The organism is Brevibacillus sp. HB1.2 (assembly GCF_013332495.1).
Taxonomy (GTDB): domain Bacteria; phylum Bacillota; class Bacilli; order Brevibacillales; family Brevibacillaceae; genus Brevibacillus; species Brevibacillus porteri.
Genome location: NZ_JABMIU010000005.1, coordinates 303,767 through 318,492 on the forward strand (window position 1 = coordinate 303,767; position 14,726 = coordinate 318,492).

The 14,726-nt window shown below is 48.2% G+C and carries 16 protein-coding genes; all 16 read left to right on the plus strand.

Annotated features, from left to right (window positions below):
- Nucleotides 1–6: 6 nt before the first annotated feature.
- The 16 genes from bioF (at nucleotide 7) to HPY28_RS15340 (ending at nucleotide 14,597) form a co-directional block, all read left to right on the plus strand.
- Nucleotides 7–1,206 (plus strand): 8-amino-7-oxononanoate synthase, encoded by a 1,200-nt coding sequence (gene bioF / locus HPY28_RS15265; protein WP_174225213.1) that lies wholly within the window; start codon nucleotides 7–9, stop codon nucleotides 1,204–1,206.
- The gene (locus tag HPY28_RS15270; RefSeq protein WP_017252361.1) at nucleotides 1,203–1,940 is read left to right on the plus strand and encodes an alpha/beta fold hydrolase; all 738 of its coding nucleotides are present in this window, start codon (nucleotides 1,203–1,205) and stop codon (nucleotides 1,938–1,940) included. Before bioF ends, HPY28_RS15270 begins: the two co-directional genes overlap by 4 nt.
- Nucleotides 1,909–2,727, plus strand: coding sequence for a malonyl-ACP O-methyltransferase BioC (gene bioC / locus HPY28_RS15275; RefSeq protein WP_017252360.1), 819 nt, complete (start codon nucleotides 1,909–1,911; stop codon nucleotides 2,725–2,727). Before HPY28_RS15270 ends, bioC begins: the two co-directional genes overlap by 32 nt.
- A gap of 99 nt (nucleotides 2,728–2,826) precedes the next feature.
- Nucleotides 2,827–4,815, plus strand: coding sequence for an AraC family transcriptional regulator (locus HPY28_RS15280; RefSeq protein WP_174230860.1), 1,989 nt, complete (start codon nucleotides 2,827–2,829; stop codon nucleotides 4,813–4,815).
- A gap of 147 nt (nucleotides 4,816–4,962) precedes the next feature.
- The gene (locus HPY28_RS15285; protein ID WP_174230861.1) at nucleotides 4,963–6,153 is read left to right on the plus strand and encodes an acetyl-CoA C-acetyltransferase; all 1,191 of its coding nucleotides are present in this window, start codon (nucleotides 4,963–4,965) and stop codon (nucleotides 6,151–6,153) included.
- 165 nt (nucleotides 6,154–6,318) lie between these two features.
- On the plus strand, nucleotides 6,319–6,492 hold the full coding sequence (locus HPY28_RS15290) for an AtpZ/AtpI family protein (RefSeq protein ID WP_017252357.1): 174 nt from the start codon (nucleotides 6,319–6,321) through the stop codon (nucleotides 6,490–6,492).
- Between the two features lie 13 nt (nucleotides 6,493–6,505).
- Nucleotides 6,506–6,874, plus strand: coding sequence for an ATP synthase subunit I (locus HPY28_RS15295; protein ID WP_017252356.1), 369 nt, complete (start codon nucleotides 6,506–6,508; stop codon nucleotides 6,872–6,874).
- Nucleotides 6,875–6,987: 113 nt separating this feature from the next.
- On the plus strand, nucleotides 6,988–7,782 hold the full coding sequence (gene atpB, locus HPY28_RS15300) for a F0F1 ATP synthase subunit A (protein ID WP_017252355.1): 795 nt from the start codon (nucleotides 6,988–6,990) through the stop codon (nucleotides 7,780–7,782).
- A 43-nt stretch (nucleotides 7,783–7,825) separates the two neighbouring features.
- Entirely contained in the window at nucleotides 7,826–8,056 is a 231-nt protein-coding gene (atpE, locus tag HPY28_RS15305) for a F0F1 ATP synthase subunit C (RefSeq protein ID WP_017252354.1), read from the plus strand.
- Nucleotides 8,057–8,230: 174 nt separating this feature from the next.
- Nucleotides 8,231–8,734, plus strand: coding sequence for a F0F1 ATP synthase subunit B (gene atpF / locus HPY28_RS15310; protein ID WP_017252353.1), 504 nt, complete (start codon nucleotides 8,231–8,233; stop codon nucleotides 8,732–8,734).
- Nucleotides 8,731–9,258, plus strand: coding sequence for a F0F1 ATP synthase subunit delta (locus HPY28_RS15315; RefSeq protein ID WP_017252352.1), 528 nt, complete (start codon nucleotides 8,731–8,733; stop codon nucleotides 9,256–9,258). Before atpF ends, HPY28_RS15315 begins: the two co-directional genes overlap by 4 nt.
- A gap of 43 nt (nucleotides 9,259–9,301) precedes the next feature.
- Complete coding sequence (atpA, locus tag HPY28_RS15320) at nucleotides 9,302–10,813, plus strand: F0F1 ATP synthase subunit alpha (protein ID WP_017252351.1); 1,512 nt, start codon at nucleotides 9,302–9,304, stop codon at nucleotides 10,811–10,813.
- Nucleotides 10,814–10,887: 74 nt separating this feature from the next.
- Nucleotides 10,888–11,751, plus strand: coding sequence for an ATP synthase F1 subunit gamma (atpG, locus tag HPY28_RS15325; RefSeq protein WP_069850991.1), 864 nt, complete (start codon nucleotides 10,888–10,890; stop codon nucleotides 11,749–11,751).
- A 48-nt stretch (nucleotides 11,752–11,799) separates the two neighbouring features.
- Complete coding sequence (gene atpD, locus HPY28_RS15330; RefSeq protein WP_007725462.1) at nucleotides 11,800–13,209, plus strand: F0F1 ATP synthase subunit beta; 1,410 nt, start codon at nucleotides 11,800–11,802, stop codon at nucleotides 13,207–13,209.
- Nucleotides 13,210–13,236: 27 nt separating this feature from the next.
- Nucleotides 13,237–13,635, plus strand: a complete 399-nt coding sequence (locus tag HPY28_RS15335) for a F0F1 ATP synthase subunit epsilon (RefSeq protein WP_017252349.1) — start codon at nucleotides 13,237–13,239, stop codon at nucleotides 13,633–13,635.
- A gap of 221 nt (nucleotides 13,636–13,856) precedes the next feature.
- Entirely contained in the window at nucleotides 13,857–14,597 is a 741-nt protein-coding gene (locus HPY28_RS15340) for a DUF6042 family protein (protein WP_017252348.1), read from the plus strand.
- Nucleotides 14,598–14,726 lie beyond the last annotated feature (129 nt).

Below are 14,726 nucleotides of genomic sequence, written 5' to 3' on the forward strand. Positions count from 1 at the left end.
TCAGTTATGAATAAACGCTACACATGGCTGGAAGAAGAATATGATTCGTTGCGCAAACAATCGCTGACTAGAGAATGGAACACCGTGGAGTCAGCCAGTGATCGCGCAGGCACGTGGATTCAGGTCGAAGGGAAACCGTTATTAAACCTGTCATCGAACAACTATTTGGGCTTGGCCCATGATCAACGAATCGTGGAAGCTGGCAAGAAGGCAGCAGAGGAGTGGGGGGCAGGAGGAACTGCCTCTCGTCTCGTCCATGGCAACTACGCATTATATAACGTGCTGGAACAACAATTGGCGCTGTGGAAGGAGAGAGAAGGGGCGCTTGTCTTTGCAAACGGCTATCAGGCAAATACAGGGGTAATTGCAGCGCTAGCCGGAAGAGGCGACGCTGTTTTTAGTGATCGGTTGAATCACGCCAGCATCGTCGATGGGATCGTGCTCAGTCGGGCGGAGCATTTTCGGTACAGACATAACGATATGGACCATCTGGAATTTTTGCTAAAAAAGCACCAGGATGCAAGACGGAAGTGGATTGTCACGGACAGCATATTCTCTATGGACGGTGATAAAGCTCCCCTACTTGAATTGGTACAACTGCGAGATCGTTACGATGCCATGCTGATGGTTGACGAAGCCCATGCAGGGGGAGTGCGTGGTGAAGAAGGGCAGGGCTTGTGCCACGAGCTGGGCATTGCCGGACAAGTCGATGTTTTGATGGGAACCTTTAGCAAGGCATTTGGTGTTTATGGGGCATACGTATGCGCAGATGAGATTATCATTCGTTACTTGATGACAAAAGCGCGCTCACTGGTGTATTCGACAGCCCTGCCCCCTGCTGTGATCGGCTCGAATCTGGCGGCGTTGTCTTTGGTACAAACAGAGTCTTGGCGAAGAAAAGCGGTGAGGCAGAATGCGCTCGTGTTTCGCCAGTTGCTTCGCTCACGCGGGTTTACCGTAGACGAAGAAGATACGCCAATCATCCCGCTCACGTTAGGAGAGAATGAGTGGACTTTGCAATTCAGCAAAAGGCTTCGGCAACGGGGGATTGCAGCAGTGGCGATTCGACCACCTACCGTGCCAGAGGGAACCGCCCGTATCCGTTTTACAGTGATGGCTGCCCATACGCGCGAAGAGCTAGAGTGGGCTTGCGAGCAAGTGAGCGAAATCAGGAACGAGCTTCATAAAGGAGGGACGATATCGTGAGAAAAGTGATGCTGTGGCTAACCGGGTGGGGAATGCCAGATTGCAGCTGGGATGCAGTTCGCTCCCAATTTCCTTCCTATCAGCACATCACGCCTACTTATTCGGACGTCACTGATTCCTTGCAATTTTACGAGAGAGTAGAAGAGGAAGCCCGTTCTCTTTTGGACCAGGAGCTGATTGTAGTGGGGTGGTCCATGGGAGGGATGCTCGGCATACGTCTTGCTGCTCAGTACCCGGTCTCAGGACTTGTTTTGATCGGCACCACAGCACGCTTTACCTGTGAACAGCATGACCTTCGCAAAGGATGGCATCCTGTTGTTTTGCAAAGGATGAAAAGACAGCTTTCCATAGCACGGGAGCGGGTGATGGACGCATTTGTTGAACAGATGCTAACACCAGGAGAGCGTAAGCAAATAGGCTTGCACGTGGGGGTGGACAGCCAGAAGTGGAGTACGGCAGCGTTGATCGCGGGCTTGACCTATTTAGAAGGAGAGGATTGCCGCCCGTTCCTGTCTTCGCTGACTACTCCCACTCTCGTTATTCATGGTAGGGAGGATGCTATCTGTTCGCTCGCAGCCGGAGAAGAACTGGCGAGTAGCCTTGCAGGTGCCCATTTCGTGCAAATTCCTGACTGTGGTCATGCTCCGCATGTATTTGTTCCGGAGGTTGTAGGAGATTCGCTAAAGAGGATGGTGGAGCAGCTTGCAGAAGAGAGCAATCAGCAGCCGATTTAGTGAGAAGGCTGTCTCATACGAAAAATACGCACTCGTACAAAAGAAGATGGCCGATCATTTGAGTCAAATAGTTACAGAAATAACGAACGAGAACGAGGTGCGAAACATTCTAGAGATTGGCTGTGGGACAGGGGGATTAACCCGCGTCATTCGCAGCCATTTTTCTGCTGCCCATTACGAAGTGGTAGAGATTGCATCGGGCATGTTGGAGCAGGCGAAGAACAATCTGGAACAGCATGGCCTGACTTGTTCATTTTCTCAAGCTGATGCGGAAGAATGGGTTTGGGAACAACAGGCGAAGTCAAAGGATTTGATAGTTTCAGGAGCGTGCTTTCAGTGGTTTGCCAAGCCAGCGCATACGCTAAAAGGATTGGGAAGAATCCTGAAGCCCGGAGCACCTTTGGTTTTTTCAACATTTGGACCCGATACGTTTTGGGAGCTGCATGATTCGTTTGCGAATGCTCATGCGATTTTGGGGGAAAAGGGAGTGCGCCATGGCTTGGAGTTTCACTCCGCACGTGATTGGCACGAGCTATTGGAGCAAGCAGGCTTTACGGATATAGAGGTGATGAGGAAATATGAGCGGCTAACTTACCCAGGTGTACGGGATTTCTTGCATGCCGTGAAAGCGGTGGGCGCTAGTGCAAGTATGGAGCAAGGGAGCGGTCTAGGACGCAGAAAACTCCTTGCAGAAATGATTTGTTACTATGAGCAGACGTATAAAAGAGAAACGGGCATCCCTGTCACCTACGAAGTGATTTACGTTCGCGCGGTTTCATCGAGGTAGTGTGCTCTCTATGATTTTTGCTATAGAAATGAGAATGGTTATCAAATAGAATGAAAAGAAGAACGATGGGAGGGCTATCAAGGAGTTGAGTGTGGGACAATGAACGTGGATGATCATATTTTTCTATGGAATCAGGCAAGTGTACGATTACATGATGTACGGCATATCGTCATGCGAGCCGGAGAGCAGCTGCGATCCTATCAATTGCCGGCTAGTGCCTTTCTATTTTCGGTGAGAGGCAGTGGTCTGATTCGTCTTGACGGGAATGTACATGCTATCAAGAATTGCTATATGGTCCATGCTGGCAAAGGTACTTACGTGGACATCGAGGAAATAAAGGATGAGCTGGAATACTATCTGATTTTGTACAAAGCTCATTTACCATTGCCTTGTCGGCAGGAGTTGTTACGTTTACTGGAGAAAGCACAACCTTTTCACATCCAATACGGATTAACCCCCATACATCAGGCAAATGTATTTGTCGCGATATCACGTATGCAGCAAGTATGGAATCAGAACGGCAACCTGGACAAGCTGCGAGCCAAGGCCCTGCTTTATCAACTCGTATGTGAGCTAATGGCACAGATGCAGTTGCAAGGAATAGGGGTAACGGTACCGAATTTGGTCGTTCAGGCCGTCAGGTATATCGAGGAGCATTACGCAGAGACGTTCACACTCGATGATCTTTCTGCGCTCTTAAACTGCAGCTCCCGATCTTTGCAACGCACCTTTAAAGCCCAGCTAGCGGTCGGCCCTATCGACTATCTGATCCAGGTGCGCATTCAAAAAGCGCAGGAACTACTGCGTCAAACGAATTTGGGACTAAAAGAGGTAGCGGAATCAGTAGGTTATACAGACAGCTATTATTTCAGTCGTATCTTTAAAAAATATACAGGCTTCTCCCCTTCTCTGTATAAGGAAAATCCGTTGACATCGGAAATTCGTCGCCAAAGTCCATTACTCTTGTCGCGATATTCCATTGCTGGTCAAAAGCTGTGGAAATATAATGATCACATTGAAAATGAAAATCAAAATCACCTGGGATCAAGAGATGGAGGAGCCGTACCGATGTATAAGAGTACAAAAGCGATGCTGGCGCTGAACCTGATGCTGAGCCTTACCTTGCTGCTGGGAGCCTGCTCAGGCGGCGGTTCGAATACTAGCAATTCGGGGAACGCAGCAGCAGGCGCTTCGAATCAGGTGGCGACACAGTCGAATACCACGCAATCTAGCGCGAATCAAGAAGTGAAGAAAAGCGATACGCGTACAATCAAGCACATGAAAGGCGAGCTGACGCTTGATTTTAAACCAGTCAGAATCGCTGTGCTGGATACGCAATACGCAGATCAGATGATTGCCTTGGGCGAGCTGCCTGCAGGTAGTGTCATTACAACGGGGGACGGTTCGAAGTTTCCAGAGTATCTCATGGACAAGCTAAAAGATGTTCACGTACTCGGAACAAAAGACGAGCCCAATTCAGAAGCGGTAGTTGCTATGGAGCCTGACTTGATCATATGCACGGAGTTTCAAGATAAAATCTATGATAATTTGAACAAAATCGCTCCAACCATCATGTTTGACCGTAATGAAGACTGGAGAGAGACGCTGATTACCTTCGGAAAAATTCTCGAAAAAGAACAACAAGCTGAGCAAATCGTAAAAGACTACCAAGAGAAAACGAACAAATTGAAAGCAGAATTCGCAACCAAGCTCAAGGGTGAGTCCGTCGCACTTATTCGTCCTCGTGACAATGCTATTCGACTGCACACAGTTGAACACCGTACGGCTGCTATCTTGTATTCCGATTTGGGACTGACTCCTCCCAAGCCAGCGATGGATAAATCAGATACAGCTACGATGATTTCTCTGGAGGTGTTGCCAGAGGTAAATGCCGATCACCTATTTGTCGTAACGGACAAAGCGAATCAAGCATTAACGGACGAGTACAAAAACAGCTCCATTTGGAAAGGGCTAAAAGCAGCCAAGGAAAATAAGGTGTACGAGGTAAACACAACCGTGTGGATCGCCTATTACGGCCCGATTGCCATCAACAATATCGTCGATGAAATGGCAGAAGCACTTCTATAAATCATTCAGACCGTCACACTCTTCTCTAAGAGCTGTGACGGTTTTTCATGAATTGGAAAAGAAAGCGATTTCCTGGCAGGAATTATCATGAAAAGATGGAATCTTAAGAAGGTTGCCTATCCTGTGTATTCGAGGGGTGTGTGGAAGATGAGTCAAAGAGAAATCGTCATTGCGAGTGCTGTGCGCACTGCTATAGGTAGCTTTCAAGGAACGCTTGCAGGTGTCAGCGCGACAAAGCTGGGCGGGATTGTACTGGAAGCAGCGCTAGATCGTGCAGGTGTTTCCAAGAATGCGGTCGATGAAGTGATAATGGGGAATGTACTGTCAGCAGGCTTGGGTCAAAACCCGGCGCGCCAGGCTTCTATTCACGCGGGCCTTGCTCATGAAGTTCCCTCCCTGACAATCAACAAGGTTTGTGGTTCAGGTCTAAAAGCCGTTCATTTGGCCGTTCAGTCAATCCTTGCTGGTGAGGCAGAAGTTGTCTTGGCTGGTGGGATGGAAAATATGAGCCAGGCACCATACTTAATGGAAGGAGCGCGCTCAGGCTACCGCATGGGAGATCAGAAAGTAGTAGACTCCATGATTCGCGACGGGCTGTGGTGTGCTTTCAACGACTATCACATGGGCATTACGGCGGAGAATCTTTGCACCAAATACGAAATCGGACGCGAAGAGCAGGATGAGTTTTCAGCGTGGAGCCAAGAAAAGGCTCAGCAAGCGCTCGTTAGTGGTCGTTTTCAAGAAGAGATTGTGCCGGTTCCGATCCCGCAGCGAAAGGGTGACCCAGTGTTGTTTGCCGTGGACGAATTCCCGCGTGCTGGCGTGACAGCCGAAGCGCTAGGCAAGCTGAAGCCTGCATTTAAAAAGGATGGAACCGTGACAGCAGGGAATGCATCCGGCATCAACGATGGAGCAGCAGCTCTCTTGATTATGACGCGCGAGAAAGCAGAAGAGCTGGGAGTGAAGCCACTTGCTCGTATCGTAGCCAATGCGAGTGCAGGTGTTGATCCGAGCATCATGGGGTACGGTCCGGTTCCTGCGACCAAACGCGTACTGGAAAAAGCGGGACTGTCGATTGCTGACATCGATTTGATCGAAGCAAACGAAGCTTTTGCCGTCCAATCACTGTCTGTTGGCAAAGCACTGGACTTTGATCGTGAGAAGCTAAATGTCAACGGTGGAGCCATCGCTTTGGGACATCCAATCGGTGCGAGTGGCGCGAGAATTTTGGTCACGCTCGTCCATGAATTGCAAAAGCGCGAAGGGGCAAAATATGGCTTAGCGACTCTTTGCATTGGTGGGGGACAGGGCGTCTCCACAATTGTCGAGAAAATTTAATTTTTAAATTGTGAACGCTTTGTGTACACCGAAACGCTTGCGTTGACAAAGGGAATAAATCTTCGTTAATATGGATGAGGGCATTTGGAAATTGTGTGCCCTCTCCTTATGTGAAAGGAGAAGGATAAACTGGCGAAACTTGACAATCCATGGCGAGCACTTGGTTTGGTCAGCGTACTTGGTCTTGACTTTGCCATTTGTGTGGTTGCCGGTTTTATGATCGGCAGATACGCGGATCGCCTACTAGCGACTGATCCTTGGTTCTTGCTTATCGGCTTGATTACAGGGATTGCTATTGGTGTATACACTGTCTATCGACTCATTCGCCCGTATCTGTAGGGGGTGACGAACGATGGAAGCGTTTGCTTTAGCGATGCGAAAGACTTTTCGCTATTCTTTATGGTGTATGGCATTGTTTGTGATACTGATGATTGTATTGCCTGAACACAAGGTTTTTTTGCAGAGTTTAGTGCTTGGAACAGTGACAGGAATCATTAATACCAGCGTTCTCGCAAGCAAGGTCTGGGTTGTTGGACAAATGGCAGATGACCCTAATATCAGACCAAAAGGAACGGGCACGATGCTTCGGTTCATGATTGCCGGGCTAGCTGCCTATACTACCTTTCTTTTCCCTCATATGTTCACATTATCAGGAGTTCTACTTGGGTTGTTTTTGATCCAAGGGATCAGCTATCTACTCGTATTCCGCAATTCAAAATAGATTTGTTACCAGCATTTCCTTTTAATGAAGTGATTTTAACAGAGAGCGTTCGATAGCAATGTGTAGACAGAGTTTCGGACAACCTCTATCTATCGATGGAAAGGGGTGAAAAGATGGGTCATCATTATACGTTACGGTTTAGTTTAGGCGGCATGGTATTTGACATCGCTACGATTCTCATGATGGTTCTTACCGCACTGCTTGTGTTTATCTTCCTGTTTGTAATGACGCGAAAGCTGGAAACCGGAGTACCTGGTGCTAAGCAAAATGCAGTTGAGTGGATTTTTGACTTTGTCAAGAATGTTACTGCAGGATACATGGATCACAAGAAAGTCATGATGATGATGACGCTTGGTATTACGTTGTTTCTCTACATCTTCATTGGGAACCAGCTAGGTGTTATCGCCAACGTCACCACAGTGCACAAAGGTGAAATCAGCGAAAGTGTTATGAAGATGCTGACGATTGCTCCTACGCCAGAAGCCGAAGCGAAAAAGCGCGAAACGGTTGAGCACGAGCTAGCTGACAAAGGGGCTCACGTTATCTGGTGGAAGTCGCCGACTGCTACACCAAGCGTAACATTTGGTTTGGCATTGGTAGTCTTGCTTTACTCCCACTACCTTGGTATCAAGAAAAGTCCAGGTGGTTGGTTTAAGCACGTATTCCTCAACCCGATTCACATTCTTGAGGAGTTTATCATTAAACCGTTGACGCTTCCTTTGCGTTTGTTCGGTAACCTCTTTGCAAAAGAGATTATGATTGCCTTCCTGTTGAGTGGGGGTGTTTTGGCCGCAGCACCATTATTTATTTGGCTCGGCTACTCCGTCTTCGTAGGTGCAATTCAGGCGTTCATTTTCTTGACTCTTTCTATGGTTTACATTTCACAACTTGTGAATGATGAACACTAAAATCTAGTTTTGGTTAACAACAATTTAGGGAGGTATTTTTAACATGGAAGTTATGGGTGTAGCTATTGCTATGGGTCTTATTTTCGGTTTGGCAGCACTTGGTGGTGCTTTTGGTGCAAGTAACGTAATCTCTAAAACAATTGAAGGTGTTGCTCGTCAACCTGAAGCTCGTGGTAACCTGATGGGTATCATGTTCCTCGGTATGGGTCTCGTAGAGGCGATTCCAATTATCGCTGTAGCTGTAGGCTTCATCTTGATGGGTCGTCTGGGCTAAGCGAACAGTTGAACAGTATTAAATAGGCGGAGGGTCACCTTCGCCTATCTTTTAGTAGGGAAAAATCAGGCTTCGGCCAAAGCTTGGCATGGAAGTCTTCTAGTAATAATTCTGGTAAGTACGTAAAGAACTTATTGCAGAATCTTTCGTTTGTCAGGAAGGAGTGAACTAAAAATGGTTGAGTTTGGAGCCGTATCCCTGGAATGGGGCACATTATTACTCCAGGTGATTATTTTCGTTTTGCTGTTGATCGTTGTTTCCAAATATGCAACAGGACCGATTGCGGGCGTATTGGAAAAGCGCCGTGCTCATGTTGAGAACGAGCTTGCTACTGCGGAACGCAACCACAAGGAATCCGAAAAGCTTTTGGCTGAACAACGCCGTCTTTTGGATGAAGCTCGCGCTGAATCTAAAGCGATCATCGACCGTGCTGCGAAGCAAGCCTCTGATGAAGCAAGCAAAATCGTTGCTGAAGCACAAGCAGCTTCTGAGCGCATGAAAGCAGATGCTAGTGCTGAACTGGCTCGTGAAGTAGAAAAAGCAAAACTCGAACTGCGTGAGCAAATGACTGGTCTTTCCGTGCTCTTGGCTTCCAAGATCATTGAGAAAGAACTGGACGAAGCAGCTCAAAAGTCTACTGTTGACAAATTTCTCGCACAAGTGGGAGATCGCCTATGAGTAGCGCAGTAGGGAAACGTTATGCTCGCGCTCTCTTTGAAGTAGCGAGTGAGCGTAGCAAGATTGATCAGGTAGAAGCAGACCTGGGTGCAATCGTAGAAGCGGTAGAAAGCAATGAAGATCTGAAAAAGATCATGTTGCACCCGCACATCGCAGCAGATGCAAAAAGCCAGCTCGCTGACGAATTGTTCAAAAGCCATGTTGGGGAAGAAACCTTTAATTTTCTAAACGTCCTGATTGAAAACGGACGTGAAGTTGATCTGGTTGATATCTACCGTTCTTTTGTACAATTGGCGAACGAAGCTCGTGGATTCGCAGATGCGATTGTGACTAGTGCTAAGCCGCTTTCTACTGAAGAGCAAAATGAGCTGGCTGAGAAGTTCGGTCAAACGCTGAACAAAAAGCTGCGTATGACAGCAGTTGTAGATCCAGCGATTCTCGGCGGCATTATTATCAAGATTGGCGACCGTCTGTACGATGGCAGCCTGAAAACGAAGTTGGAAACCTTTGCGCAAAAGGCGTAAAGTTCGATTGCTTTTAAGAAGTTGGATGAATGGGGTGAATTAAGTGAGTGCAATCAGACCAGAAGAGATTAGCTCCCTCATTAAAGAGCGGATCGCTAACTTTACATCTGAAATCGAAGTTGTGGATGTAGGCACAGTCATCCAAGTAGGTGACGGTATTGCTCGTGTTCACGGTTTGGAAAAGGCCATGCAAGGTGAGCTCCTCGAGTTCCAAAATGGCGTAATGGGTATGGTACTCAACTTGGAAGAAGATAACGTGGGTGTCGTTATTATGGGACCTTTCCGCGACATTAAGGAAGGCGATACTGTAAAACGTACCGGCCGCGTTATGGAAGTTCCAGTAGGGGAAGCGCTGCTCGGCCGCGTTGTAAACCCACTGGGTCAACCTATCGATGGTCAAGGCCCTATCGCAAATGACGGTTTCCGCCCAATCGAGAGCCCGGCTCCTGGCGTTATGGCGCGTAAATCCGTACACGAGCCACTCCAAACAGGTATCAAAGCGATTGACGCGATGATCCCAGTTGGTCGTGGACAGCGTGAGTTGATCATTGGTGACCGCCAAACTGGTAAAACAGCAGTGGCGCTCGACACGATCATCAACCAAAAAGGTAAAGACATGATTTGTATCTACGTTGCAATCGGTCAAAAGCAATCCACCGTTGCAAACATCGTAGAAACACTGCGTAAAGCAGGTGCTCTAGATTACACCATCATCGTTTCTGCTACTGCGTCTGACCCAGCTCCAATGTTGTACCTGTCTCCTTATACTGGTGTAACAATGGCTGAGTACTTCATGTACAAAGGCGGACACGTTCTGTGCGTATACGATGACCTGTCCAAACAGGCTGCTGCATACCGCGAAATGTCCCTCTTGCTCCGCCGTCCTCCAGGCCGTGAAGCATATCCTGGTGACGTATTCTACTTGCACTCCCGCTTGCTGGAGCGCGCTGCGAAACTGTCTGATGATCTGGGCGCTGGTTCCATTACGGCTCTGCCATTCATCGAAACCCAAGCGGGTGACATTTCCGCATACATTCCAACCAACGTGATCTCCATCACGGACGGTCAGATCTTCCTCGAGACAGACTTGTTCAACGCAGGTCAACGTCCAGCGGTTAACACTGGTCTTTCTGTATCCCGTGTAGGTGGTTCCGCGCAAATCAAGGCGATGAAAAAGGTAGCAGGTCCACTCAAGCTTGAGTTGGCTCAATACCGTGAGTTGGCTGCGTTTGCTCAGTTCGGTTCCGATCTGGACAAAGCGACCCAAGCTCGTCTGACCCGTGGTGAGCGCTTGATGGAAATCATGAAACAAGGTCAGTTCGATCCAATGTCTGTTGAGAAGCAAGTTGCTTCTATCTATAGCGCTACAAGAGGTTTCCTGGATGACATTCCAGTAGCAGATGTGCGCCGCTTTGAGAAAGAGATGTTGTCTTTCTTGGATTCCAACAAACCGCAACTGTTGGAGCACATCCGCACAACGAAAGACCTTCCAGATGAAAAAGAATTCAACGCAGCGATCGAAGAGTTCAAAAAAGGCTTTTCGGTAACTCGCTAATCGTTAACCTGATAGACATCAGATGCATGCCGGGCCATTTGCCCGTGCATGCGTCCTCAAGGTGGTGAAAACGAGTGGCTAAAGGAATACGTGAGATTCGACGCAGTATCAAAAGTAAAAAAGATATGCGCCAAATCACGAAAGCGATGAAAATGGTGGCGGCTGCAAAGCTTCGCCGTAACCAGGATAAAGCTGAGGCGGCACGCCCGTATGCTGACAAGATCCAAGAAGTGATCGCAAGCATCGCGAGTGGGAACTCTGGTTCCAAACATCCAATGTTGCAAAATCGTCCGGTGAAAAAGACTGGTTATATTGTCATCACTTCCGACCGTGGACTTGCTGGGGGTTACAATGCCAACATTCTCCGTAGAGTGGTAAATACCATTAACGAGAAGCACAAGTCCAAGGATGAGTATGGTATTTTTGTGATTGGCCGCAAAGGTCGTGACTTCTTCAGCAAACGGAACTACCCTCTTTTGGAGGAAGTGACAGGTCTGCCAGCCAGCCCAGCCTTTGCTGATATCAAGAAAATTGCCGGTGCAGCAGTCCAAATGTTCGAGAACGAGCAGATTGACGAACTGTACCTGTGCTACAACAAGTTCCAAAGTGCAATTTCGCAAATACCTACCGTAAAACAATTGCTGCCATTGGAAGCTCCCGAGAGCAACAATGCGCGCGAATTGAATTACGAGTATGAGCCGTCCTCGGAAGAAGTATTGGCTGATCTGTTGCCGAAATATGCGGAAACACTGGTTTACAGTGCACTCCTCGAAGCAAAAGCTTCTGAAGAAGGTTCCCGTATGACTGCAATGGGCAGTGCGACAGACAATGCTACGGATATGATCAACCGTTTAACGTTGAGCTACAACCGTGCTCGTCAGGCAGCCATTACACAAGAGATTTCCGAGATCGTTGCAGGTGCAAACGCACAGGCTTAGTGGCAGCGAATAGCTCCCAATTTAGCTTTACAGGAGGGAAGAAGTAAGATGGCGAATGGACGCGTGGTTCAGGTAATGGGTCCGGTTGTTGACGTCGAGTTCGACCGCGGACACCTGCCTGCCATTTACAATGCGATCAAGATTCAACATAAAGCACAAAGCGCTGGTGAGCGCGACATCAACTTGACTGTTGAGGTTGCTACTCATTTGGGCGATAACTTGGTTCGTACCGTTGCAATGTCTTCCACTGACGGTTTGGTTCGTGGTATGGAAGCAGTTGATACTGGTGCAGCTATCTCCGTTCCAGTGGGTGCAATTACCCTCGGACGCGTATTCAACGTATTGGGTGAGCCGATCGACCTGCAAGAACTCGGTCAAGTAGATCGTCGTGACCCAATTCACCGTAAAGCTCCTGAGTTCGTAGACCAAGCAACGACTGTTGAGATCCTGGAAACAGGTATCAAAGTTATTGACCTCTTGGCTCCGTACATCAAGGGTGGTAAGATCGGTCTGTTTGGTGGTGCGGGTGTAGGTAAAACCGTTACTATTCAAGAGCTGATCAACAACATCGCGCAAGAGCACGGTGGTATTTCCGTATTCGCTGGTGTAGGTGAGCGTACCCGTGAAGGTAACGACCTGTACCACGAGATGAAAGACGCAGGCGTTCTGCCGAAAACCGCGATGGTATTCGGTCAGATGAACGAACCGCCTGGTGCACGTCTTCGTGTAGCGTTGACTGGTCTGACTATGGCGGAATACTTCCGTGATGAAGAAGGCCGCGACGTTCTTCTCTTTGTTGATAACATCTTCCGCTTTACTCAAGCGGGTTCCGAAGTTTCTGCTCTCTTGGGCCGTATGCCATCTGCGGTAGGTTACCAGCCAACACTGGCTACCGAAATGGGTCAGCTGCAAGAGCGTATTACTTCCACGAAAAAAGGTTCCGTAACGTCCATTCAAGCGATCTACGTACCAGCGGATGACTACACTGACCCGGCTCCTGCTACTACGTTTGCTCACTTGGACGCTACAACGAACTTGGAGCGTTCCATCGCTGAGTTGGGTATCTTCCCTGCGGTAGATCCACTCGCATCCACTTCCCGTGCTCTGGCTCCTGATGTAGTAGGACAAGAACACTATGATGTGGCTCGTAGCGTTCAAAAAATCCTGCAACGTTACAAAGAACTGCAAGATATCATCGCGATTCTCGGTATGGACGAGTTGAGCGACGACGACAAGCAAGTAGTTGGACGCGCTCGCCGCATTCAACGTTTCTTGTCCCAGTCCTTCCACGTTGCCGAGCAGTTCACTGGTAACCCAGGCCAATACGTGCCATTGAAAGAAACCGTTCGCAGCTTCAAGGAAATCCTCGAAGGTAAGCATGACCACCTGCCAGAGGGCGCGTTCCTGTACGTAGGTACAATTGAAGAAGCGGTAGAAAAAGCGAAGAAAATGGCGTAAGACACCCTGGAAAGGGGAGACGAGTAAGTGAGTAAGATGACAGTTGAAGTCGTAACTCCTGAACGAGTTGTCTACAGCGGTCAGGCTGAAATGGTGATTGCTCGCGGCTTGCAAGGGGAAATCGGTATTATGCCGAACCACGTGCCGTTGGTAACCCCGCTGAAAACAGCGCCAGTTCGGATTAAGACAGAAGGCGATAAAGAAGTAAAGATGGCTGTAAGCGGCGGCTTCATGGAAGTGCGCGGCGATAAAGTAACCATCCTTGCTGAAACGGCTGAATTGCCGGGAGACATCGATGTTGAACGCGCGAAGGCAGCGAAAGAGCGTGCTGAAAAGCGTTTGGCTGAGAAATATGCCGAGCTCGACGTCAAGCGTGCAGAACGCGCGCTGCAACGTGCGATGGCACGTCTCGACGTAGCGAAGTAAAGCGTAAGCTTGATATCCCCGCGCCCATGTGGCTGCGGGGATTTTTCGGTTATCAGGTGATGAATGATGAGCCATGGTAATCGGGCATGATATTTCCAGTTGGTAATTGCCTAATGTTTCTGTGTATAATAGACCTAATGCCCTGCCGACGAGCTACGTTAGCATGAAAAACAGCGGGAAAAAGCGGCATTGGCTATTGGGATTAAAGGAGAGTGTAATTGATGCAAACCGTTCGCGATATCCGCCACAATCAAGATGGCGTAGTGATTCCTAGCAGCTTTGCGGCTAATGGCTGGACAAGCGTGCTATCTCATGAAATGAAAGTTCTCTTCCAGGCAATGTGCTATGTAGTAACGAAGCATGAGTCAAAAGAAGAAATGAAAAAAGCTCTGGACGAGTTCGAAGCATTGAAAGGCACATTCACCGAGCCTGTTAAAGAAGGCTTTAAGTCTGAAGAAGATTTTAAAGGCTATGTAAACCTCTTGAACAGATTCAAAGCGTTCATGAGCCGTTCCGATTATGCATATCCGACATCTCTTGACGAAGCGATTGAGCTTTTCGTGAAGTGGGGTCTGGTAATCGATAATGGAGATGCTTGGGATGTACCGGTTTATCCATTCCCAGACGCATCTGAGTTGTTCAAGCTGAGCGAAGCAGAATCTCTTGCATTGGCTCATGTTAAACTGGAAGCATTGGTACATCCGATGTTTAGCCGCCTCGTGATGAAGCTGCACGAGCAAGAAGAAAATACGTTCAGCATGTCCAAAGCAGAAATGAAGCAATTGCTGAACACCAATGATCAGATGCTGGCAGAGGTCCTGATCAAGCTGACTCCATATATGGAAGAAGCGATTGAAAATATGCTGGAGATCCCAGAAGACGATAAGATGAACTTTGCGATTGTATGGGAGCGCATTTACGAGGACTTCCTCGGACAGCAATTTTCAAACAACGTTCAATAATTAAGAGAATAAGAGGATCAGATGGACATATTCGTTTGGTCATCATACTATGCTGGAAAAACTCGGGGAGAAATCTCTGAGTTTTTTCCCTTTATATGGCACAAAAGGAAGGCTTTCGTTAGACACCCT